The organism is Streptomyces sp. NPDC058697, from assembly GCF_042715345.1.
Taxonomy (GTDB): Bacteria; Actinomycetota; Actinomycetes; order Streptomycetales; family Streptomycetaceae; genus Streptomyces; species Streptomyces liliifuscus.
Genome location: NZ_JBHXSU010000024.1, coordinates 1 through 24,212, shown reverse-complemented (window position 1 = coordinate 24,212; position 24,212 = coordinate 1). Strand labels below are relative to the sequence as shown.

Genomic DNA, 24,212 nt, shown 5'->3' with positions numbered 1-24,212 from the left:
ATGTCATGCGCACGCCCCGCCTGAGCAGACGCGCCGTCCTTGCCGGGACCGCCGCCACCGTGGCTTGCACTGCTGTCTCTGGAGCGGCTGTCAGCCCTGCGGTGGCCGCCCCGGTCGCGGGCGGGTCCGCGTACCGGTGGCGGAATGTGGTCATGGGCGGGACCGGGTTCGTCACCGGGGTGCTGTTCCATCCCTCCGTACGTGGTCTCGCCTATGCCCGTACGGACATCGGCGGCGCCTACCGCTGGGACGACCGCGCCTCCCGGTGGACCCCCCTCACCGATCACCTCGGGTGGGACGACTGGAATCTGCTCGGTGTGGAGGCGATCGCCGTCGACCCCGGGCACCCCGGGCGGGTCTACCTCGCCCTTGGCACGTACGCGCAGTCGTGGGCCGGCAATGGTGCGGTGCTGCGGTCCGAGGACAGGGGCGCGACCTGGAGCCGGACCGATCTCGATGTGAAGCTCGGGGCCAATGAGGACGGGCGGGGTGCGGGGGAGCGGCTGCTGGTCGATCCGCGGGACAGCGACACGCTGTGGCTGGGGACGCGGCACGACGGATTGCTGAAGTCCACCGACCGTGGGGTCACCTGGGCCGCCGTGAGCGGGTTTCCGGCGAAGGCGAGCGCTTCCGGGCAGGGCGTCGTGTTCCTCGTCGCCGCCGGGCGGGCCGTCTACGCCGGCTGGGGTGACGGTGACGGCACCTCGGGCACGGCGAACCTGTACCGCACGGCCGACGGGACGGCGTGGGAGGCCGTTCCCGGGCAGCCGTCCGGCACCGCTGCCAAGGTGCCGATCCGTGCCGCGTACGACACGCACACCCGCGAGCTGTACGTGACCTACGCCAACGCGCCCGGACCCAACGGCCAGTCCGACGGCAGCGTGCACAGGCTGCGCACCGCGACCGGCAAGTGGGCCGATGTGACCCCCGTGAAGCCGGGTGGCACGACGGACGACGGCTCCGCCGACACCTTCGGCTACGGCGGGGTCGCCGTGGACGCCCGCCGCCCGGGCACCCTCGTCGTCTCCACCAACAACCGCTGGGCCGACATCGACACCGTGTACCGCACCACGAACGGCGGCCGTACCTGGACGTCCCTCAAGGACGCTGCTGTGTTCGACGTGTCCGAGACTCCTTACCTCAAGTGGGGCGACGACAAGCCGAAGTTCGGCTGGTGGATCCAGGCGCTGGCCGTGGACCCGTACGACTCGAAGCACATCGTGTACGGGACCGGGGCGACCCTCTACGGCACCCGCGATCTGAAGCGCTGGGCGCCGCAGATCCGGGGCCTGGAGGAGGCATCCGTGGTGCAGCTGGTGTCGCCCCCGGCCGGGGAGGCGCACCTGCTCAGCGGCTCGCGGGACATCGGCGTGATGTACCACGAGCGGCTCACGGCGTCGCCGGCGCGCGGCATGGCGGCGAACCCCGTGTTCGGGTCGGCGACGGGACTCGCGCAGGCCGCGGCCAGGCCGTCGTACGTGGTGCGCAGCGGATGGGGCGACCACGGCAACGGCGCCTACTCGAACGACGGCGGACAGACCTGGGCGCCCTTCGAGGCCCAGCCCGACATCGCCAAGAACGCACCGGGGCCGATCGCCGCCAACGCCGACGGCAGCGCGCTGCTGTGGTCCTTCGTGCACTGGGACGGCACGAAGTACGCAGCCCACCGGTCCACCGACAGCGGCACGACCTGGTCCGAGATCTCCTCCTTCCCGAAGGGCGCCACGCCGGTCGCCGACCCGGCCGACCCGACGCACTTCTACGCATACGACACCGACACAGGAACGCTACTCGCCAGCACTGACAGTGGCCGTTCGTTCACGGCCCGTGCGGGTGGACTGCCAGCCGGGGACGCCCAGTTCAAGCTCGTCGCCGCGCCCGGGCGGAGCGGTGACCTGTGGCTCTCCACCAAGTGGAACGGGCTCTACCGGTCAACCGACGGCGGGGCGAGCTTCTCAAAGGTGGCCAGCTGCTGGGCCTCGTACACGCTCGGTTTCGGCAAGGCCGCCGACGGCGCCGACTACCCCGCGATCTACCAGGTCGGCTCGACGGACACCATCACCGCCGTGTACCGCTCCGACGACGAGGCGAAGACCTGGACGCGGATCAACGACGACGCCCACCAGTGGGGCTGGACCGGCGAGGTCGTCGTCGGTGACCCGCGCGTGTACGGCCGGGTGTACCTGGCGACCAACGGGCGCGGCATCCAGTACGGGGAGCCTCTCCGATGAGCCACTCGAACGTGAACCCGGACCCGGACCAGGACCTGAAGCCGGACCCGAACCCGAACCCCCCGAACGCGAACCCGGCCCCGGCTCCGGCTTCGGCTCCGGCTCCGGCTCCGACGACCCCAGGCCCTCCCGGCCTAACCGACGCCACCCGCGGCCGCATTCTCTTCGGCGGCGACTACAACCCCGAGCAGTGGCCCGAGGAGACCTGGCACGAGGACGTACGCCTCATGAAAGCGGCCGGCGTCAACTCCGTCACGCTCGGCGTCTTCTCGTGGGCGAAGCTCGAACCAAAGCCGGGGGAGCGGGAGTTCGGCTGGCTGGACCGGCTGATGGACCTCATGCACGAGAACGGCATCGGGGTCGTCCTCGCCACGCCCACCACCTCGCCCCCGCCCTGGATGGGCCGCCTCCACCCGGACACACTGCCCCGTGACGAGGACGGCCGCACCGAGTGGTGGGGCGGGCGCCAGCACTTCTCGCACTCCAGCGCCACCTACCGCCGGTACGCCGCCGCGATCACCGAGGACCTGGCCGCCCGCTACGGCAGCCACCCGGCCCTCACGATGTGGCACATCAACAACGAGTACTGCACCTACGACTGGGGCGACGAGGCCGCCGCCACCTTCCGCCGCTGGCTCAGGGACAAGTACGGCACGCTCGACGCCCTCAACTCGGCCTGGGGAACGGCCTTCTGGAGTCAGGGCTACGGCGACTGGGAGGAGATCCTGCCGCCGCGGCACGCCCACTACATGAAGAACCCCAGCCAGGTGCTGGACTTCAAGCGCTACACCTCCGACATGCTCCTGGAGTGTTACGTCGCCGAGCGCGACATCGTCCGCCGGCACTCCCCGCACATCCCGGTGACCACCAACTTCATGCCGATGTGGGTCGGTCAGGACGCCTGGAAGTGGGCGGCGGCGGAGGACGTCGTCTCCGTCGACATCTATCCCGACCCGCGCGACCCCTTCGGCGCCCAGAACGGCGCGCTCATCCAGGACATGACCCGCTCCCAGGCCCGCGGACCGTGGATGCTGATGGAGCAGGCCGCCGGACCCGTGAACTGGCGGGGCGTCAACCACCCCAAGCCGCGCGGCCTCAACCGCCTCTGGTCGCTCCAGGCCGTCGCCCGGGGCGCCGACGCCGTCTGCTACTTCCAGTGGCGGCAGTCCCGCCAGGGCGCGGAGAAGTTCCACTCCGGCATGGTCAGTCACGCGGGGGAGCAGGGCCGCACCTACCAGGAGGTCAAGCAGCTCGGCGCCGAACTCGCCTGCATTGGCGGCGAGGTGACGGGCAGTCACTCGACGGCGGACGTCGCGATCCTCCACGAATGGAACGCCTGGTGGGCCGGTGCGCAGGAGGGCCGTCTCTCCTCCGAGGTCGACCATCCGCAGGTCGTGCGAGCCTGGCACCGCGCCCTGTGGGAGGCCCACATCACCACGGACTTCGCACACCCGGAGCACGACCTGTCCGCCTACCGGCTGATCGTCGTGCCGCAGCTCTACCTGCTCACCGACGCGGCGATCGACAACCTCGTCGCGTACGTACGAGGTGGCGGCACCCTCGTCAGCGGCTTCCTCACCGGTGTCGCCGACGAGGACGACCGGGTACGGCCCGGCGGCATGGACGAGCGGCTGCGGGAGCTCTTCGGCATCCGAACCCTGCACGAGTGGTGGCCGCTGGACGCGCGGGAGACCGCCGAATGTGACGGGTTCCGGGGCACGTTGTGGTCCGAGGAGATCGAGGCCGAGGAGGGCGCGGTCGCGGAAGCCCGCTACAAGGGCGGCGAACTCGACGGGATGCCGGCTGTGTTGCGCAAGGAGCGTGCCTGGTACGTCTCCACACTGCCCGAACCCGCCACGCTGCGCGAGCTGTTGGCGGGCCTGGCGTCCGGCGCGGGTGTGCGGCCGGTGCTCGACGGGCTTCCCCCGCAGGTCGAGGCCGTCCGCCGCGGAGACGTGCTCTTCGTGCTCAACCACGGGCGCGAGGCGGTCACCGTGCAGGTGCCGGGGACGTATCGGGACCTGCTCACCGGTCAACAGGTCGCGGGCGTAATGGAGTTGGGGCGTCTCGGAGCGGCGGTGCTTTCACCGTGAGCGCCGACGCATCCCACTCACCCTCACCCTCACCATCGCCCTCACCCACATCCTCGCCCTCATCCACATCCCCACTCTCGCCCTCGCCGCACGCCACCTGGGAGCCGCGCCCGGCCCTCCGCTGGGAGGACACCTTCCTCAGCGGCAACGGCCGTCACGGCGCCATGGTGTTCGGTGATCCGAACGACGACCGTGTGATCGTCACGCACCACACCCTGGTCCGCCCCAACGGCGGCGAGCACGCCAGGCCCCCGGAGCTGGCGGACCAACTGCCCGCACTCCAGGACAGGTTGCTCGCCGGAGACCTGACCGCGGCCGAGGAGTTCACAGACGGGCGCCCGCTGCAGTGGGTGCAGCCCTTCCACCCCGCCTTCCAGGTGCGGCTGCGCAGGCTCGCCGACGGGCAGCGCGGCTACCGTCGCTCGGTCGACTTCACCACGGGCGTCGTCGAGGCGGTCTGCACGGGCTGGAGCAGCCGTGTCTTCGTCTCACGCGCGGACGACGTGATCGTCCAGCACGTCACCTCTCCCGGCCTCACCGCGGACATCGCGCTGGACCACCGGCTCCCCGGCGCCCCCGAAGGGCTGGCGGTCGGCGACGGGGTGATCCTCACGCCCGAGGGCGCCGTGCTCACCCTGAGCGCCCGCTATCCCGGCAGCGACCGCGCGTACACGGGAGTGACGCTCGCGGTCGTCACCGGCGGCCGTACGACGCTGACCCCGCCCGGGATCCGTGTGACCGGGGCCGAGTCGGTCCTGCTGCTGACCCGGGTGCGGCGGCACACCGGGGAACCGGACACCGTGGCGGAGACGCAGGCTCTGCGCGAGCTGCTTCCGGACGGTCTGCTTCCGGACGGCTTGCTTCCGGACGGCCTGCTTCAGGACGGCAGGGACGGTGAGGAGTCGTACGGCAGCCTCCTTGAGCGCCACCTGGACCTCCACCGCACCGCGTACAACCGCGTCTCCCTCACTCTGGACGCGGATGACGCCGAACGTGCCCTCCCCGGCTCGGAGTTGCTCAAGCGTCCCAAGAGCCCCGCACTGCTCGAACGGCTCTTCGCGGCCGGCCGTTACCACCTGCTGTCCTCCGCCGGGATGCTGCCGCCGAGGCTCACGGGGCTGTGGACCAGCGACTGGGACACGGCGTGGTCCGGCGCGTTCACCACGGACGCCAACCTCAATCTGCAGACGGCGTCGGCCGTCGCGGGCGCGCTGCCCGAGGTCGTCGAGGCCCACGCCTCCCTGATCCAGGGGCAGTTGCCGCACTGGCGGGACAACGCCCGGGCCGTCTTCGGCACCCGAGGCATCGTCGCCCCACCGCACACGGACGGCGAGTCCGGGCACACGTACCACTTCAGCCGCGAATATCCCCTGCACCTGTGGACGGCGGGCGCCGACTGGCTGCTCAAGCCACTCGTCGACCACGACGAGACACGCGGAGAGCGCGACCCACGGCTGGCGGCGGCACTCGCCGAACTCGCCCTGTTCTACGAGGACTTCCTCACCCGGACCGACGAGAACGGCCGACTCGTCGTCGTACCCTCCTACTCGCCCGAGAACCGCCCGGCGAACGCGAGCTGGGGCGCGATCAACGCCGCCATGGACCTCTCGGCGGCCCGGCACGCCCTGCTCACGGCGGCCGCGTACCACCCGGGACCGGACGCCGACCGCCGGCGCGCGCTCGCCGAGCGGCTGCCCCCGCACCGCATCAACGACGACGGAGCGCTCGCCGAGTGGGCGTGGCCCGGCCTCGACGACACGTACGACCACCGGCACCTCAGCCATCTGTACGGCGTGTGGCCGCTCGACGAGATCAATCCGTACGACACCCCGGATCTGGCGGCCGCCGCGCACCGGGCGCTCGAACTGAGGGGTGCCGAGAACGACTCCGCTCACGGCCATCTGCACCACGCGTTGGTCGCGGCCCGGTTGCGCGACGGTGAGCGGGTCGCGCACGCGCTCGGCCAGGTGCTGGAGGGCGACTTCTTCCACGCCTCGCTGATGAGCGCGCACTATCCCCGCCGCGACGTCTACAACGCGGACGCCGCCCACGCCCTGCCCGCCGTGATCGTCGAGACGCTGATCCAGTCGACCCCCGACCGGCTGGTCCTCCTGCCCGCACTGCCCGCCGAGTTCCCGGAGGGTGAACTCCGGGGCGTACGGACGAGGTTCGGCGCCGAGGTCGACCTCGGCTGGAGCCCGGCGGGAGCCCGCGCGGTGGTACGGCCCACCCGGACCCACCGCGTCGACCTCAGGACTTCCTCCGGAGCGCGACCGCTCCACCTGCGAGCCGGAGAAGACTGCGTCCTCACCCTGGGGCCGCAGTAGATCCACAGCAGATCCGCACCAGATCCACAGCAGTTCGAACCCCCACACCCCCCCACCCATGGAAGGGACACCATGGCAACACGCACGCTGACCCGGATCACCAAAGCACTCCTGGCTCCGGCGCTCGCTCTCGGCGCCACCATCGGCCTCGCCTCCGCGCCCGCCTCGGCGGCCGTCTGGAACTCCTGCGACCAGTGGGGCAACACCAGCCTGAACGGCTACACGCTCTACAACAACATCTGGGGCTCCGGCGCCGGCAGCCAGTGCATCTGGGCCAACTCCGGTACCAACTGGGGAGTTTGGGCCAACCACCCCAACACCGGCGGCATCAAGTCGTACCCGAACTCGAAGAAGGTGGTCAACAAGACGATCACCTCGCTCGGTTCGCTCAGCAGCAGCTACAACGTCACCGTGCCGTCCTCGGGCGCGTACAACACCTCGTACGACATCTGGGACACCGACTACGACTACGAGATCATGCTCTGGGTCAACTACAACGGAGCCGTCGGCCCGTTGGGCACCTCGCAGGGCAACGTGACCCTGGGCGGCCACACCTGGACCGTCTACAAGGGCAACAACGGTGCCAACGAGGTCTTCTCGTTCCTGCGCACCTCGGACTCGAACTCCGGGACCGTCAACGTCCTGCCGATCCTCAAGTGGATCAAGGACACCAAGGGCTGGATGGGCAACGAGACCATCGGCGACGTGCAGTTCGGCTTCGAGATCACCTCGTCGTCCGGCGGTCTGGACTTCGCGACCAACAACCTGACCGTTTCCAGCAGTTGAGCCCCGCCGTCACCGGCTGGTGACCGTACGCCCGGGTCGGCGCCGTCCCCCACGCGGGGCCGGCCCGGGCTGCGCACATCTCTGCGCCTACCGCTGCGACGTCGTCTCCCTCACCCACGGCAGCAGCGTCCGCTCCGCGAGCACCAGCGCGTAGAACAGCGCCACACTCATCACACCGAGCAGGGCGATCGCGGCGAACGCCAGCGCGGTGTCGGAGTTCGCCCCGGACTGCACGACGACGAAGCCGAGCCCCTCGTCCCCGGCGCTGAACTCGCCGATGACCGCGCCGACGGCCGACAGCGGCATGGCGACCTTCAGCCCGACGAAGATCTGCGGCAGCGCGCTCGGGAAGCGGAACCTGAGGAACGTCTGGGTGCGAGAGGCACGCAACGACCGCGCCAGCTCGACGAGTTCGACCGGCGTCGAGGTGAGCCCGCCCGCGACCGACAACACGACGGGGAAGAAGCAGACGAGCAGTGCCATGACGACCTTCGGCTGCTGTCCGAAGCCCATCCACACCACCAGCAGCGGGGCCAGCGCCACCTTGGGCACCGCGTTGAACGCGACCAGGAGCGGCGAGAACATCAGCTCCACGATCCGCGACGCCGCGATCGCCACCCCGATCACCAGCCCCGCCACCACGGCCAGCGCGAAGCCCAGCACGATGACGACGAGCGTGGTGACCGCCTCGCCCAGCAGATAGCCGGGCACGCGGAGGAAGGCGTCCAGCACGTCGGCCGGTGACGGCAGGACGATCTCCGGTACGTCGAACACGACCACGGCCAGTGCCCAGGCACCGATCGCGGCGGCCAGCCCGAGCACGGGCCAGCCGAACTCCATCACCCGCCTGAGCACTTCAGGACTTCGGCACCAGATCGAAGGAGACCAACTGCTCGGGCGTCAGACCGGACTTGACCGCCCCGGCGTCCACCAGCGCCTTGATCGCCCCGGCCACCCGTTCCCGGTCCATCGTGCCGATCGGCGCCCCGTCGTCCTTGGGCTGTACGGCCTCGCCGACCAGTTCGATCTCCGCGGCGGCGGCTTTCTCGTTGACGGTCGGGTGCTTCTTCGCCAGCACCGCGGCCGCTTCCTCCGGGTGGTCGATCGCGTAGCGCATGCCCTTGAGCAGCGCCGATGTGAAGCGTCTGACCAGGTCCGGGTCCTCCTCGGCGATCTTCGTGGTGGTCGTGATGGCCGAGCCGTAGCTCTCGGTCAGGAACTTGCCGAACGGCAGGACCACGACCTGCTTGCCCTTGACGGCGTTCTCGATGTTCGGGCGGCCCACCCGGTACTGGCCGACCGCGTCGACCTTGCCGGCCGCGAGGTTGACCCCGAGCTGCTGGGGTTCGAGGTTGACGAAGTCGACCTTGTCGGCGTCGAATCCGGCGAGCTTCGCGTATGCCGGGAAGAGGGCCCCGATGACCGAACCGGCCGGGTCCGCGATCTTCTTGCCCTCCAGGTCCGCGGGCTTGCTGATGCCGCTGTCGGCCAGCGCCATCACGGCGGCGTCCGTGGTCTGGTGGACGGCCGCGACCGCGGTCACGCCGGACACCTTGCCGCCGCCGACCTGCATGATCGTGCTGCTGAGGTCGACGGGCGCGAACTGCGCCCGCCCGCCGGCCAGCGCCGCCAGGCTGATGGCGCTGCCCTGCCCCGGCTGGATGGTGACCGAGACGCCGGCGTCGCTGAAGTAGCCCTTGTCCTGGGCGACATAGGCGTACGCCTCACGCCCGAAGGTGCCGAAACCGGTGATGTAGGTGACCTTGTCGGGCGAGGAACCGCCGGACGAGGACGCGCCCTTGCCTTTGTTGTCGTCGTCGGATCCGCAGGCCGTGGAGAGTGCGGCCGTCATCAGGACGGCCAGGAGCGCGGCGGGTAACCGCGTATTCCGTCTCATGGCTCTCAAGTGGAGCTGTTGAGCCGGAAGTTGTCGATACCGAAGACCTGGTTGTCATGTAACAAACATCGACCGAGGTGGTTGATCACGGATTGCGCCGCCCTATCCTCGGCCGTACCGCTACCGCTACCGCTACCGCTACCGCTACCACTCAAGGTGAACCGGTGATGGAGGGCAGCCCGTGATCCGAGTGCGCGGCGTGTCGAAGAGTTTCAACGGCCGCAGGGGGACCGTGGAGGCCCTGCGCGGCATCGAACTGGACGTCGGGGACGGCGAGTTCGTGGCGGTCCTGGGCCGTTCCGGCTGCGGCAAGTCCACCCTGTTGCGGGTGATCGCCGGACTGCTCCCGGCCTCCTCCGGCGAGGTACGGATCGCGGACGAGCCCGTGCGGGAACCGCGCAGGGACGTCGTCATCCTCTTCCAGCGCCCGGCCCTGCTTCCCTGGCGGTCGGTGCTCGACAACGTCCTGCTGCCCATCCAGGTACACGGCCGACCACGATCCGGACATCGGGAAACCGCACGGCAGTTGCTGTCCACCGTCGGCCTGGACGCCCCCTTCCACAAACGCCTGCCGCACGAGTTGTCCGGCGGCATGCAGCAACGCGTGGCCCTGTGCCGCTCACTGATCCAGCGGCCGCGCGTGATGCTGATGGACGAGCCCTTCTCGGCCCTGGACGCCCTGACCCGCGAGGAGTTGTGCGAGGTGCTGCAACGCGTGCACATGGAGTACGCCGCCACGGTCGTCCTCGTCACCCACTCCATCGAGGAGGCGGTCCTGCTCGCCGACCGGGTCGTGGTGCTCAGCCCGCGCCCCGGCCAGGTCCGTACGGTCCTCGACGTCCTGGTACCCCGGCCCCGCTCCCTGGGCCACGACGCACACGCCGCCGAACTCGCCCGCTGCCGGGCCGAGTTGCACGACCTGCTGCTGGCCAGCCATAAGACGGGAGTGTGAGCGGGGAGATGGAACTGCGCCTCTTCACCGAGCCGTACCACGGGGCCACCTACGACGAACTGGCGCGCGCCGCCCGGCACGCGGAGGAGTGCGGCTTCGAGGGGTTCTTCGTCGCCGACCACTACCACCCGATGCACTACACCGACGCCCTGCCCGGACCCACCGACGCCTGGACCACCCTCGCCGGCCTGGCCCGCGAGTCCTCGCGCATCCGGCTCGGCACCCTCATGACCTCGGCCACCTTCCGGCACCCCGGCCCGCTCGCGGTCATCGCCGCCCAGGTCGACGCGATGAGCGGCGGAAGGGTCGAACTCGGCCTGGGCGCAGGTTGGTTCGCCCTCGACCACAGCGCGTACGGCATCCCGTTCCCGCCCCCGGCCGAACGCTTCGAGCGGATGGAGGAACAGCTCCGGATCGTCACCGGCCTGTGGGCGACCCTGCCAGGCGAACGCTTCTCGTACGAGGGCCGCCACTACCGCCTGACCGACTCGCCCGCCCTGCCCAAGCCCGTCCAGCGGCCGCGGGTGCCGATCATCGTGGGCGGCCGCGGCCCCCGCCGCACACCGAGGCTGGCCGCCCGGTACGCCGACGAGTTCAACCTGCCCTTCACCTCACCGGAGCAGAGCGCCGACCTGTTCGCGGGCGCGCGAGCCGCCAGGGAATCGGCAGGTGGGCCTCCCCTGATCCTCTCGGTGTGCCTCGGCATAGCCTCCGGCCGCACCGGGGCCGAGATCGACACCCGCCTCGCCCTGCTGCACGAGCCGTCCCGCCTCCCTCCGGAGGAGCCGCTGTACGGCCCTCCGGGGAAGATCGTCGACGTGCTCGGCCAGTACGCCGACCTCGGGGCCTCCCGCGTGTACGTGCGTCTGCGCGACCTCTCCGACCTCGACCACCTGGACCTGCTGGCGGCCGAGGTCGCGCCGCAACTCCCTTGAAAAGAGAGGTTGTTACTCGGCGATCGGGAGAGCCGCCCCGTCCCGCAGGAAGAGCGGGATCCGGTCCAGCGGGGCGTCGACCGTGACGTTCGTGCCCCCCTCGTACGAGACTCCCGTCCAGGCGTCCGTCCACCGCGCCCCGGCCGGGAGATAGGCCGTCCGCACGCTCGCCCCCGCCGTCAGGACGGGCGCGACCAGCAGATCCGGGCCGAAGAGATACGAGTCGGCGACCGACCAGGCCGTCTGGTCGTCCGGGAACTCCAGGAACAGCGGCCGCATCACCGGCAGCCCCTCCTCGTGCGCGGCCCGCATCACGTCGAGGACGTACGGCTTCAGGCGTTCACGCAGCCGCAGGTACTTCTCCATGATCGTGCCGGCCTCCTCGCCGTACGACCAGACCTCGTTCGGGCCGCCGGTCATGTCCGGGCCGAGCGGCATGCCCGGGTTCCGGAAGCCGTGCAGCCGCATCAGCGGGGAGAGCGCGCCGAACTGGAACCAGCGGATCATCACCTCGCGGTACGCCGGGTCGTCCGGGTCGCCGCCGTGGAAGCCGCCGATGTCGGTGTTCCACCAGGGGATGCCGGACAGTGACGTGTTGAGGCCCGCCGCGATCTGGCGGCGCAGGGTCGCGAAGTCCGTGCCGATGTCGCCGGACCACAGGGCGGCGCCGTAGCGCTGACTGCCCGCCCACGCCGAGCGGTTGAGGGTGACGATCTCGGTCTCGCCGGCCGCGGTCATGCCTTCGTAGAAGGTGCGGGCGTTCTCGCTCGGGTACATGTTGCCGACTTCGAGGCCCGGGCCCGCCCAGTAGCGCAGGTTCTCCTGGAAGCCCGGCTTCAGCTCCGGCTCGCAGGCGTCGAGCCAGAAGGCCGTGATCCCGTACGGCTCCAGGTAGTTCTCCTTGATCCGCGACCACATGAAGTCGCGCGCCTCGGGGTTCGTCGCGTCGTAGAAGGCGACCTGGACCGTGGAGGCGACCTCCTTGTCCGGCCAGTCGGCGTGCGCCATCGGTCCGTACTGCGTACCGATGAAGTAGCCGCGCTGCTCCATGAGTTGATGGTTCTCGGAGAGTGGGGAGACGGACGGCCAGACGGACACGACCAGCTTGATGCCGAGCTCCGTGAGCTCCCGCTGCATCGCCGCCGGGTCCGGCCACTCGGCCGGGTCGAACTTCCACTCGCCCAGGTGCGTCCAGTGGAAGAAGTCGCAGACGATCGCATCGATGGGCAGACCGCGGCGCTTGTACTCCCTTGCCACGCCGAGGAGTTCGTCCTGGGTGCGGTAGCGCAGCTTGCACTGCCAGAAGCCGGCGGCCCACTCGGGCAGCATCGGCGTACGGCCGGTCACCGCGCTGTAGCGGCGCTGCGCGTCGGCCGGCTGGCCTGCGGTGATCCAGTAGTCGATCTGCCGGGCCGAGTCCGCCACCCAGCGCGTGCCGTTGCCCGCGAGTTCGACGCGTCCGATGGCCGGGCTGTTCCAGAGCAGGGTGTAGCCGCGGCTGGAGGTGAGCACTGGGATGGTCACCTCGGCGTTGCGCTGGACCAGGTCGAGGACCGCGCCCTTCTGGTCGAGCAGCCCGTGCTGGTGCTGGCCCAGGCCGTACAGCTTCTCGCCCTCGTACGCGGCGAAGCGCTGCTCCAGGCGGTGGTGGCCGTTGCCGACCGGGGTGTAGAGGCGCGGTCCCGGCCACCAGAAGTGGGCGCGCTCCTCGGTGAGGAGTTCCGCCGAGTCGTCGGTGCGCAGGAAGCGGACGAGGCCCTCGGCGTCGACCTCGACGGTCAGCGCGCCGACGGTCAACTGCCCACGCGCGTCCTCGATCTTGACGGAGTCCTCGGTCGCGGGCGCCTCGTCGAGCAGCGCGCCCGGCAGCCCCTCCAGGACCGGCCCGCCGAGCCTGGCCCGGACCCGGACCGCGTCGGGGCCCCACGGCTCGATGCGTACGGTCTCCTGGCGGCCGCTCCACTCCAGGGCGCCGTCGCGTTCGCGGAACGTGCCGACGGTGGGGGAGGACTGGGCGAGGCTCGCGGGCCCCTGGCCGGGCTGTCCTGGGTTACCGGACGGACCCTGCTGTCCGGGCTGTCCGGGCTGGTTTTCGGCAGGCTGATTCACGTGGGGTGCTCCTGAAGGAAGGAGTGGCGACAGGACCCGGTGACGCGGCTCCGGCGGACCGGGACAGGTGAGGACGCCCCAACGCCCGTGAGGTGAGGGGTGGTTGGGGCGGGTGGTTCAGGAAGCGGCCGGGCCCGTACTCGCCCGTACCGTCAACTCGGGTGCGAGAAGCACGACTTCGTCCTTGCCGCGCCCTTCGAGCTTGGCGATCAGATGCTCCACGGCGTGCCGGCCCATCTCTTGCGCGGGGATGGCGACCGAGGTCAGCCGCACCGAGGCCTGGGTGGCGACCTGGTCCGGGCAGATCGCGATCACCGACACGTCCTCGGGCACCGCCCGGCCCTGTCGGCGCAGCAGCGCGAGCAGCGGCTCGACGGCGGACTCGTTCTGCACGACGAAGCCCGAGGTGCCGGGGCGTTCGTCGAAGATCCGGGACAGGGTCAGCGACATCGCGTCGTAGCCGCCCTCGCAGGGGCGGTGCAGCACGCGCAGGCCCAACTCCCGTGACCGGGACCGGAGTCCGTCGAGCGTACGCTCGGCGAAGCCCGTGTGCCGTTCGTAGACCGCGGGCGCCTCGCCGATGACAGCGATGTCACGGTGACCGAGCATCGCGAGATGCTCGGCGCACAGCGCGCCCGTCGCGCCGAAGTCGAGATCGACGCAGGTCAGGCCGCTGGTGTCGGCGGGCAGACCGATGAGGACGGACGGCTGGTCCGTGCCGCGCAGCAGCGGCAGCCGTTCGTCGTCGAGCTCGACGTCCATCAGGATCATCGCGTCGGCGAGCCCGCTGCCGGTGACCCGGCGCACGGCGTCGGGGCCCTCCTCGCCGGTCAGCAGCAGCACGTCGTACCCGTGCGTGCGGGCCGAGGTCGCCACGGCGATGGCGATCTCCATCATCACGGGTACGTACATGTCCGTACGGAGCGGGATCATCAGCGCGATGATGTTGGACCGGCTGCTTGCCAGGGCCCGGGCTCCCGCGTTGGGGTGGTAGCCGAGCTGCTGGATGCTCTGCTCGACCCGCTCGCGGGTGCCCGCGGAGATGGACCGCTTGCCGCTGAGGACATAGCTCACCGTGCTCGCCGAGACTCCGGCGTGCTGGGCGACCTCGGCGAGGGTGACCATCCAGCTCTCCAAGCGTTGTGTGAAGCGCTTCGACAGTGCGCGTTGCGGATAAGGGGCGAGTGAGGGTGGCTCGACAGTAGCTTGATGGCGGGTGGGTGTCCATAGGTTGTCGAAGCGCTTCGACTCCGTCGGTTTTCTTGGGGCGCCTATGGAGGTGGGGGGTTCGGTGGGGTGGCGGGTGCGGGTTGTGTTGGGCTTGTCGCGCAGTTCCCCGCGCCCCTTAGTGGGAGGCTTCGCCCCCACTATCCCCCCGGGCCCCCGAGTGAGTGTTTCCCTCTTGTGTGCGTTGGGTTGGGCCGAACGGCGCGTGAGGGGTGGTGGGGGTGGGCGGAATCGGGTACATACGATCGAGTAGAACCGGTCGGTAACCGTACCGGAACCAAGATCCCTATTCGCGGCGAGGTGAGCCTCTTGTCCGCAACACCCCACCAGCCCGCTGTCACCGAACGTGAAGCCCGGCAGGTCGCCGAGGCGGCGCGGGAGCAGGACTGGCGCAAGCCCAGCTTCGCCAAGGAGCTGTTCCTCGGCCGCTTCCGGCTCGATCTGATCCATCCGCACCCGATGCCGCCCGACGAGGACGTGCAGCGCGGCGAGGAGTTCCTCGCCAAGTTGCGCGACTTCTGCGAGACGAAGATCGACTCGGCCCTCATCGAGCGGGAGGCCCGGATCCCGGACGAGACGATCAACGGGCTCAAGGAGCTCGGCGCGCTCGGCATGAAGATCGACACCAAGTACGGCGGCCTCGGTCTGACGCAGGTGTACTACAACAAGGCGCTCGCCCTGGTCGGCTCGGCGAACCCGGCGCTCGGCGCACTGCTCTCCGCGCACCAGTCGATCGGCGTACCGCAGCCGCTCAAGCTCTTCGGCACGCAGGAGCAGCGGGACATCTTCCTGCCGCGCTGCGCCCGTACCGACATCTCCGCCTTCCTGCTCACCGAGCCGGACGTGGGCTCCGACCCGGCGCGCCTCGCCACCAGCGCGGTGCCGGACGGCGACGACTACGTCCTCGACGGGGTGAAGCTCTGGACGACCAACGGCGTCGTCGCGGACCTGCTGGTCGTGATGGCGCGCGTGCCGAAGTCCGAGGGCCACAAGGGCGGCATCACGGCGTTCGTCGTGGAGACCGCCTCGGAGGGCGTCACCGTCGAGAACCGCAACGCCTTCATGGGGCTGCGCGGGCTGGAGAACGGTGTCACCCGCCTCCACCAGGTCCGAGTGCCCGCCGCGAACCGGATCGGTCCGGAGGGCGCGGGTCTCAAGATCGCCCTCACCACGCTCAACACCGGGCGGCTCTCGCTGCCCGCCATGTGCGTCGGCGCGGGCAAGTGGTGTCTGAAGATCGCCCGCGAGTGGTCGTCCGTGCGTGAGCAGTGGGGCAAGCCGGTGGCGTTCCACGAGGCCGTGGGCGCGAAGATCTCCTTCATCGCGGCGACGACCTTCGCACTGGAGGCCGTACTCGACCTGTCGTCGCAGATGGCCGACGAGAACCGCAACGACATCCGCATCGAGGCCGCCCTCGCCAAGCTCTACGGCTCCGAGATGGCCTGGCTGATGGCCGACGAACTGGTCCAGATCCGCGGCGGCCGCGGCTTCGAGACCGCCGACTCGCTGGCCGCCCGCGGCGAACGGGCCGTCCCCGCCGAGCAGGTGCTGCGCGATCTGCGCATCAACCGCATTTTCGAGGGCTCGACCGAGATCATGCACCTGCTGATCGCTCGCGAGGCGGTCGACGCCCATCTGTCCGTGGCCGGTGACCTGATCGACCCGGAGAAGTCCCTCTCGGACAAGGCGAAGGCGGGCGCGAACGCCGGGGTCTTCTACGCCAAGTGGCTTCCGAAGCTCGTTGCGGGCCCCGGCCAACTCCCGCGCTCGTACGGGGACTTCCACCCGGCGGGCCATGTCGACCTCTCCGGGCACCTGCGGTACGTGGAGCGGTCGGCCCGCAAGCTCGCCCGGTCCACCTTCTACGCCATGTCCCGCTGGCAGGGCCGGATGGAGACCAAGCAGGGCTTCCTCGGCCGGATCGTCGACATCGGCGCCGAACTCTTCGCGATGAGCGCCGCCTGCGTCCGCGCCGAACTGCTGCGCACCACCGGCGATCACGGCCGCGAGGCGTACCAGCTCGCCGACGCCTTCTGCAGCCAGTCGCGGGTCCGTGTCGAGGAGCTCTTCGGCCGGCTGTGGTCCAACACCGACGACCTCGACCGCAAGGTCGTCAAGGGCGTCCTCGGCGGTGCCTACACCTGGCTGGAGGAGGGAGTCGTCGACCCGTCCGGCGAAGGCCCCTGGATCGCCGACGCAACACCCGGACCATCGGAAAGGGAGAACGTCCACCGCCCCATCCGTTGACCTTTTCCCCAGGAATGCACTGCCGTCCCCGTCGTCATTCTGCCGCTTGCCGCACAGAAGGTGTGCGTCAACAATGAACAGAATGGCGAACGGGGACAAAATATGCGCCACGGTGTCGGGGAACAATACAGTCAGGGATTTTCTGTCCAGCTGACACGGGCGCGCGGGCAAGCGAGAGAACAGCTGAACGACCGCGCGCCGGCCCTGGTCGACGAGGAACCGCGGCCCTCCGTGGCCTCCTTCGATCCGGCGTCCACATTCTGCAGCGCGCCAATCGCCGCATTCAGATGCTGGTGGACGCGATCTGAGTGAGTCCGGTGCGGTTCGGCAGGGCCCCGAAGGGGCGCGGGGAACTGCGCGACCGGCCACGACGGACCAGTGGACGAAGCAACGTATTTCCAGCGGAGCGCTTAGTGGGGGTAATTCCAGTGCCGGCTCTCGGTCTCGACAACATCACCGGCCGGATCATGCGGGCCGGCGAGGGAAGAATCCTGCGCAAACTCCAGCGGATCGCGGAACAGGTGGGCTCCCTGGAGGAGGACTTCGAGCAGCTCACCGACGAGGAACTCCAGGCGCTCACACCGGAGTTCCAGGAGCGGTACGAGGCCGGTGAGAGCCTCGACGACCTGTTGCCGGAGGCCTTCGCCGCCATGCGAGAGGCCGCCCGCCGCACACTCGGGATGCGCCACTTCGACGTACAGATCATGGGCGGCGCGGCCCTCCACCTCGGCAACATCGCCGAGATGCAGACCGGCGAGGGCAAGACCCTCGTCGCCACGCTGCCCGTCTATCTGAACGCCCTGACCGGCAAGGGAGTCCACCTCGTCACGGTCAACGACTACCTCGCCCAGCGCGACGCCGACTGGATGGGCCGCGCCTACCGCTTCCTGGGCCTGACCGTCGGCGTCATCAAGACGCAGTCGACCCCGGCCGAGCGCCGCGCGCAGTACGCCTGCGACATCACCTACGGCACCAACACCGAGTTCGGCTTCGACTACCTGCGCGACAACATGGCCTGGTCGAAGGACGAACTCGTGCAGCGCGGCCACCACTTCGCGATCGTCGACGAGGCCGACTCGATCCTCATCGACGAGGCCCGCACCCCGCTGATCATCTCCGGCCCCGCCGACCAGCCCACGCACTGGTACGAGGCGTTCTCCAGGATGGTCACGCGGATGAGGGGCGTCGCCGTCCAGGACGAGAACTTCACCTCGCCGCAGGACAAGGAGCGCCTCGCCGAACTGCGGGCCACCCACGACTACGAGTACGACCCGAAGAAGCGCACGGTCGCGATCCTGGACAGCGGAGTGGAGTTCCTCCAGGACCAGCTCGGCATCGAGAGCCTCTACGAGTCCGACCACACGCCCCTCATCGGCCATCTGAACAACGCGCTCAAGGCCAAGGAGCACTTCAAGAAGGACAAGGACTACGTCGTCGTGAACGGCGAGGTCCTCATCGTCGACGAGCACACCGGCCGCATCCTCGCAGGCCGCCGCTACAACGAGGGCCTGCACCAGGCCATCGAGGCGAAGGAGGCGGTGACGGTCAAGGACGAGAACCAGACCCTCGCCACGATCACCCTCCAGAACTTCTTCCGGCTCTACGAGAAGCTCGGCGGAATGACCGGCACCGCCATGACGGAGGCCGCCGAGTTCCACCAGATCTACAAGCTCCACGTGGTGCCGATCCCCACCAACCAGCCGAACGCCCGCGAGGACGACCCCGACCAGATCTACCGGACCGTGGAGGCCAAGTACACCGCGATCCTCGACGACATCGCCGAGAAGCACGAGAAGGGGCAGCCCATCCTCGTCGGCACCACCTCCGTCGAGAAGTCCGAGACCCTCGCCGCCCGGCTGAAGCAGCGGGGCATACGCCACGAGGTCCTCAACGCGAAGAACCACGAGCGCGAGGCCCAGATCGTGGCCCAGGCCGGCCGCAGGGGCGCGGTCACCGTGGCCACCAACATGGCCGGGCGCGGCACCGACATCATGCTCGGCGGCAACCCCGAGGCGATGGCCCTCGCCGAGCTCGACCGGCGCGGCCTCACCCCCGAGGAGAACCCCGACGAACACCGGGCCGCCCTCGACCGGATCAAGGAGTCGGTCGCGGCCGAGCACGACGAGGTCAAGGACCTCGGCGGCCTCTACGTCCTCGGCACCGAGCGCCACGAGTCGCGCCGCATCGACAACCAGTTGCGCGGCCGCTCCGGCCGTCAGGGCGACCCCGGCGCCTCCCGCTTCTACCTCTCCCTCGGAGACGACCTGATGCGGCTGTTCCGTGCCCAGGTCGTGGAGCGCGTGATGTCGATGGCGAACGTCCCCGACGACGTCCCCATCGAGAACAAGATGGTCACCCGCGCCATCGCCTCCGCCCAGTCCCAGCTGGAGCAGCAGCACTTCGAGTCCCGCAAGGACGTCCTCAAGTTCGACGAGGTGCTCAACCGGCAGCGCACCCTCATCTACGCCGAACGCCGCCGGGTCCTCGACGGGGAGAACCTGCGCGAACAGATCATCCACTTCATGGACGACACCATCCGCGCGTACATCACCGAGGAGACCGCCGAGGGCTTCCCCGAGGAGTGGAACCTGGAGCGGTTGTGGGGGGCCTTCAAGCAGCTCTACCCGGTCCGGGTCACCATCGAGGACCTGGAGGACGCGGCAGGCCAGCGCGCCGAGCTCACTGCCGACCAACTCGTCGAGACCGTCACCGACGACGTCCACGCCCGCTACGAGGAGCGCGAGACCGAGCTCGGCGCGGACGCCCTGCGCGACCTGGAGCGGCTCGTCGTGCTCTCGGTCCTCGACCGCAAATGGCGCGAACACCTGTACGAGATGGACTACCTCCGCGACGGCATCGGGCTGCGGTGGACGCTCGGGCGGGAGCCGATCGTCGAGTACGAGCGCGAGGGGTACGACATGTTCGCCGCGATGACCGAGGCGATCAAGGAGGAGTCGGTCGGGTACGTCTTCAATCTGGACGCGTCCGGGAAGGCGACCGGTGGCCAGGAGGGGCTGGAGTCCGGCCGGCGTACCGATGGGCTGCATTTCAGTGCGCCCACGCTGGACACGGCGGAAGGGGTTGTCGAAGGGGACTTCGAACCGGCCGACGCGGTTCCGTCGCCTCCGGCGGAGAGCGTGGCCGATGCGAAGCCTCAGCAGAAGCGTGCGGCCAGGTCCAGGAGTCGCAGGAAGCGGAAGAGGTAGTCGGGAGCGCGTGAGGTAGGGGGCTGCGCGGTTTGGTGGCGGGTGCGGGTGCGGGTGCGGGTGCGGGTGTGGGTGCGGGTTGTGTTGGGCTGGTCGCGCCGTTCCCCGCGCCCCTAAAGGGGCACGGAGTGCCCCTTACGAGGCATGGTGGGACTCCCCTGTCCTGTTGCAGCGGCATTGCGGCAACAATGGGGGGATGAGCGACAGTCCAGCCCCCCTCGCCGATCCGCATCTTGTCTTCGATCCTGTGGACGGAGTCCGGGATGTGGTGATCCTCGGATCCACCGGGTCGATCGGGACCCAGGCCATCGATCTCGTGCTGCGCAATCCCGACAGGTTCCGGGTCACCGGGCTCTCCGCCGCGGGCGGGCGGGTCGGACTGCTCGCCGAGCAGGCGCACCGGCTCCGCGTACGGACGGTCGCCGTCGCGCGCGAGGACGTCGTACCGGCGCTGCGCGAGGCCCTGTCCGCGCAGTACGGAGCGGGGGAGACCCTCCCCGAGATCCTCGTGGGAGCGGACGCCGCCACCCACCTCGCCGCCTCCGAGTGCCACACCGTCCTGAACGGCATCACCGGCTCGATCGGCCTCGCCCCCACCCTCGCCGCCCTGGAAGCGGGCCGCACCCTCGCGCTCGCCAACAAGGAGTCGCTCATCGTCGGCGGCCCGCTGGTGAAGGCGCTGGCCAAGCCGGGCCAGATCATCCCGGTCGACTCCGAGCACGCCGCCCTCTTCCAGGCACTGGCCTCCGGCACCAGGGCCGACGTACGCAAGCTCGTCGTCACCGCGTCCGGCGGCCCCTTCAGAGGACGTACGAAGGCCGAGCTGGCCGACGTCACCCCCGAGGCCGCCCTCGCGCACCCCACCTGGGCCATGGGCCCGGTCATCACGATCAACTCCGCGACCCTGGTCAACAAGGGTCTTGAAGTCATCGAGGCGCACCTCCTCTACGACATTCCCTTCGAGCGGATTGAGGTGGTCGTGCACCCGCAGTCGTATGTCCACTCGATGGTGGAGTTCACGGACGGATCGACAATGGCCCAGGCGACGCCCCCCGACATGCGCGGGCCGATCGCCATCGGCCTCGGCTGGCCCGAGCGGGTCCCCGACGCCGCGCCCGCCTTCGACTGGTCGAAGGCGTCGAGCTGGGAGTTCTTCCCGCTCGACACCGACGCGTTTCCGTCGGTGGGGCTCGCCCGGCACGTGGGGGAGCTCGCGGGCACGGCCCCGGCGGTGTTCAATGCGGCCAACGAGGAGTGCGTGGACGCGTTCCTGAACGGCTCGCTTCCGTATCTCGGGATCATGGAAACCGTCACGAAGGTCGTCGCCGAGCACGGCACGCCCCGTACGGGAACCTCGCTCACCGTCCCGGACGTCCTCGATGCGGAGACCTGGGCGCGTGCCCGGGCCCGTGAACTGACAGCCCAGACCACAGCGACAGCGACAGCCACGACAGCGGCGGAGGCTCGTGCATGACGACCCTGATGATGATCCTCGGCATAGTCGTCTTCGCGATCGGCCTGCTCATCTCGATCGCCTGGCACGAGCTGGGGCATCTCTCCACGGCCAAGCTGTTCGGCATCCGCGTGCCGCAGTACATGGTCGGCTTCGGCCCGACCATCTGGTCGCGCAAGAAGGGCGACACGGAGTACGGGATCAAGGCGATTCCCCTCGGCGGCTACATCCGCATGATCGGGATGTTCCCGCCCGGCCCCGACGGCCGTATCGAGGCCCGCTCCACCTCGCCGTGGCGCGGCATGATCGAGGACGCCAGGGCCCAGTCCTTCGAGGAACTCCAGCCGGGCGACGAGAAACGCCTCTTCTACACGCGCAAGCCGTGGAAGCGCGTCATCGTGATGTTCGCCGGCCCCTTCATGAACCTGATCCTGGCCGTCGCGATCTTCCTCGGCGTGATGATGACCTTCGGCATCCAGACCCAGACGACCACGGTCGGCAAGGTCTCCGACTGCGTCATCGAGCAGAGCGAGAACCGGTCCGAGTGCCAGAAGAGCGACACCGCCGCGCCCGCCAAGGCCGCCGGGCTCCAGGGCGGTGACAAGATCCTCGCGTTCAACGGCGAGAAGATCACCGACTGGTCCACCCTCCAGGCCGACATCCGCGCCAACCCCGGCAAGGACGTCACCCTCACCGTCGAGCGCGACGGCAAGCAGCTCGACCTGACCGCCCACCTCATCCGCAACCAGGTCAGCAAGACCGACGGCGACGGCGGCTACGTCGAGGGCAAGTACGTGTACGCCGGCTTCCTCGGCTTCACTCCCGCCTCCGGCATCGTCCAGCAGTCGCTCGGGCAGTCCGTCGACCGCATGGGCGACATGATGCAGAACGGCGTCGAGTCGCTCGTCGCCCTGCCGTCCAAGATCCCCGCCCTGTGGGACGCGGCCTTCGGCGACGGCCCGCGCGAGGCGGACTCCCCGATGGGCGTGGTCGGCGCGGCCCGCGTCGGCGGCGAGGTCTTCACGCTGGACATCCCGCCGGAGAACCAGATCGCGATGATGCTGTTCCTCGTCGCGGGCTTCAACCTCTCCCTGTTCCTGTTCAACATGCTCCCGCTGCTGCCGCTCGACGGCGGGCACATCGCGGGCGCCCTGTGGGAGTCCCTGCGCCGCAACCTGGCGAAGGTGCTGCGGCGGCCGGACCCCGGTCCGTTCGACGTGGCGAAGCTCATGCCCGTCGCGTACGTGGTGGCCGGGATCTTCATCTGCTTCACGATCCTGGTACTGATCGCGGACGTGGTTAACCCGGTGAGAATCTCCTAGTCATACGGAGTTTGTGGCGGCCGGACATGATTTGTGTCCGGCCGCCCTCCATTGGGTGGACCTGCGCAGCGGATGTGCTCCCGTCCACGGGGGTGCCGTAATCTCGATGACTGGAGCCCGTCAGCTTTCGGGACCGACCGATCCTTACCTTGGGGTTGCACAGCAGATGACTGCGATTTCACTCGGCATGCCGTCCATTCCGACCAAGCTCGCCGAGCGCCGGAAGAGCCGGCAGATCCAGGTCGGAACCGTGGCGGTGGGCGGAGACGCACCCGTCTCGGTGCAGTCGATGACGACCACGCGTACGTCGGACATCGGCGCCACGCTCCAGCAGATCGCCGAACTGACCGCGTCCGGCTGCCAGATCGTGCGCGTCGCGTGCCCCACACAGGACGACGCGGACGCGCTCGCGACCATCGCCCGCAAGTCGCAGCTGCCGGTCATCGCCGACATCCATTTCCAGCCGAAGTACGTGTTCGCCGCGATCAAGGCCGGCTGTGCCGCGGTCCGTGTGAACCCCGGCAACATCAAGCAGTTCGACGACCAGGTCAAGGAGATCGCGCGGGCCGCCAAGGACACCGGCACGCCGATCCGGATCGGGGTCAACGCCGGTTCGCTCGACAAGCGGCTGCTCCAGAAGTACGGCAAGGCGACGCCCGAGGCGCTCGTCGAGTCCGCCCTGTGGGAAGCCTCCCTCTTCGAGGAGCACGACTTCCGGGACATCAAGATCTCGGTCAAGCACAACGACCCGGTCGTCATGGTCAACGCCTACCGGCAGCTGGCCGCCGCCTGCGACTACCCGCTGCACCTGGGCGTCACCGAGGCCGGCCCCGCCTTCCAGGGCACGATCAAGTCCGCGGTCGCCTTCGGCGCGCTGCTCGCCGAGGGCATCGGCGACACGATCCGCGTCTCCCTCTCGGCCCCGCCGGTCGAGGAGATCAAGGTCGGCATGCAGATCCTGGAGTCGCTGAACCTCAAGCAGCGGCGTCTTGAGATCGTGTCCTGCCCGTCCTGCGGGCGGGCCCAGGTCGACGTGTACAAGCTGGCGGAGGAGGTCACCGCCGGTCTCGAAGGCATGGAGGTGCCGCTCCGCGTCGCCGTCATGGGCTGCGTCGTCAACGGCCCCGGCGAGGCCCGCGAGGCCGACCTCGGCGTCGCCTCCGGCAACGGCAAGGGCCAGATCTTCGTCAAGGGCGAGGTCATCAAGACGGTCCCGGAGTCAAAGATCGTCGAGACGCTGATCGAGGAAGCCCTCAAGATCGCCGAACAGATGGAAGCGGACGGCATCCCGTCCGGCGAGCCGTCGGTGTCCGTGGCGGGCTAAGACCTTTCTCGCCCCCGCCGCCCCTACCCATTCCCGTCACTTACTCAGGGGCTACGCCCCCGAACCCCCAAAAGACTGCGCAGTTCCCCGCGCCCCTGAAAGG

The 24,212-nt window shown here is 69.5% G+C and carries 15 protein-coding genes; 11 read left to right on the top strand and 4 right to left on the bottom strand.

What is annotated here, in order from left to right; translation table 11 throughout:
- Positions 1-5 precede the first annotated feature (5 nt).
- The 4 genes from ACFWXQ_RS37235 (at position 6) to ACFWXQ_RS37220 (ending at position 7,437) form a co-directional block, all read left to right on the top strand.
- Positions 6-2,231, top strand: coding sequence for a 1,4-beta-glucanase (locus tag ACFWXQ_RS37235; RefSeq protein WP_383945249.1), 2,226 nt, complete (start codon positions 6-8; stop codon positions 2,229-2,231).
- Positions 2,228-4,324: a DUF4434 domain-containing protein gene (locus ACFWXQ_RS37230; protein ID WP_383945246.1), complete on the top strand. Its 2,097-nt coding sequence runs from the start codon at positions 2,228-2,230 to the stop codon at positions 4,322-4,324. Before ACFWXQ_RS37235 ends, ACFWXQ_RS37230 begins: the two co-directional genes overlap by 4 nt.
- Complete coding sequence (locus ACFWXQ_RS37225; RefSeq protein WP_383945243.1) at positions 4,321-6,651, top strand: glycoside hydrolase N-terminal domain-containing protein; 2,331 nt, start codon at positions 4,321-4,323, stop codon at positions 6,649-6,651. The genes ACFWXQ_RS37230 and ACFWXQ_RS37225 overlap by 4 nt, the downstream gene beginning before the upstream one ends.
- Before the next feature lie 72 nt (positions 6,652-6,723).
- Positions 6,724-7,437: a hypothetical protein gene (locus ACFWXQ_RS37220; protein WP_189845186.1), complete on the top strand. Its 714-nt coding sequence runs from the start codon at positions 6,724-6,726 to the stop codon at positions 7,435-7,437.
- Positions 7,438-7,524: 87 nt separating this feature from the next.
- On the opposite strand, the gene ACFWXQ_RS37215 is transcribed toward ACFWXQ_RS37220, so the two are convergent.
- Entirely contained in the window at positions 7,525-8,292 is a 768-nt protein-coding gene (locus ACFWXQ_RS37215) for an ABC transporter permease (RefSeq protein ID WP_383945239.1), read from the bottom strand.
- A gap of 1 nt (position 8,293) precedes the next feature.
- Positions 8,294-9,334 carry an ABC transporter substrate-binding protein gene (locus ACFWXQ_RS37210; protein WP_383945236.1) on the bottom strand — a complete coding sequence of 347 codons (1,041 nt, stop codon included), beginning with the start codon at positions 9,332-9,334 and terminating at the stop codon, positions 8,294-8,296.
- A 181-nt stretch (positions 9,335-9,515) separates the two neighbouring features.
- Here ACFWXQ_RS37210 and ACFWXQ_RS37205 point away from each other — a divergent pair, with 181 nt between their 5' ends.
- A complete protein-coding gene (locus tag ACFWXQ_RS37205; protein ID WP_383945233.1) occupies positions 9,516-10,286 on the top strand; it encodes an ABC transporter ATP-binding protein in 771 nt (256 codons plus the stop codon).
- Positions 10,287-10,294: 8 nt separating this feature from the next.
- Positions 10,295-11,221, top strand: coding sequence for an LLM class F420-dependent oxidoreductase (locus ACFWXQ_RS37200; protein WP_383945270.1), 927 nt, complete (start codon positions 10,295-10,297; stop codon positions 11,219-11,221).
- A 12-nt stretch (positions 11,222-11,233) separates the two neighbouring features.
- On the opposite strand, the gene ACFWXQ_RS37195 is transcribed toward ACFWXQ_RS37200, so the two are convergent.
- Positions 11,234-13,330, bottom strand: a complete 2,097-nt coding sequence (locus ACFWXQ_RS37195) for a TIM-barrel domain-containing protein (RefSeq protein WP_383945231.1) — start codon at positions 13,328-13,330, stop codon at positions 11,234-11,236.
- Positions 13,331-13,447: 117 nt separating this feature from the next.
- Positions 13,448-14,455 (bottom strand): LacI family DNA-binding transcriptional regulator, encoded by a 1,008-nt coding sequence (locus tag ACFWXQ_RS37190; RefSeq protein WP_383945228.1) that lies wholly within the window; start codon positions 14,453-14,455, stop codon positions 13,448-13,450.
- A gap of 402 nt (positions 14,456-14,857) precedes the next feature.
- Between ACFWXQ_RS37190 and ACFWXQ_RS37185 the strand changes: the two genes are divergently transcribed.
- From ACFWXQ_RS37185 to ispG, 5 genes are all read left to right on the top strand, one after another.
- Complete coding sequence (locus ACFWXQ_RS37185) at positions 14,858-16,804, top strand: acyl-CoA dehydrogenase family protein (protein WP_383945225.1); 1,947 nt, start codon at positions 14,858-14,860, stop codon at positions 16,802-16,804.
- Positions 16,805-17,271: 467 nt separating this feature from the next.
- Entirely contained in the window at positions 17,272-20,010 is a 2,739-nt protein-coding gene (secA, locus tag ACFWXQ_RS37180) for a preprotein translocase subunit SecA (protein WP_383945267.1), read from the top strand.
- A gap of 196 nt (positions 20,011-20,206) precedes the next feature.
- Positions 20,207-21,484, top strand: coding sequence for a 1-deoxy-D-xylulose-5-phosphate reductoisomerase (dxr, locus tag ACFWXQ_RS37175; RefSeq protein ID WP_383945222.1), 1,278 nt, complete (start codon positions 20,207-20,209; stop codon positions 21,482-21,484).
- The gene (locus ACFWXQ_RS37170) at positions 21,481-22,785 is read left to right on the top strand and encodes a M50 family metallopeptidase (RefSeq protein WP_383945220.1); all 1,305 of its coding nucleotides are present in this window, start codon (positions 21,481-21,483) and stop codon (positions 22,783-22,785) included. The genes dxr and ACFWXQ_RS37170 overlap by 4 nt, the downstream gene beginning before the upstream one ends.
- 166 nt (positions 22,786-22,951) lie before the next feature.
- Complete coding sequence (gene ispG / locus ACFWXQ_RS37165) at positions 22,952-24,109, top strand: flavodoxin-dependent (E)-4-hydroxy-3-methylbut-2-enyl-diphosphate synthase (RefSeq protein WP_383945217.1); 1,158 nt, start codon at positions 22,952-22,954, stop codon at positions 24,107-24,109.
- Positions 24,110-24,212: the final 103 nt, after the last annotated feature.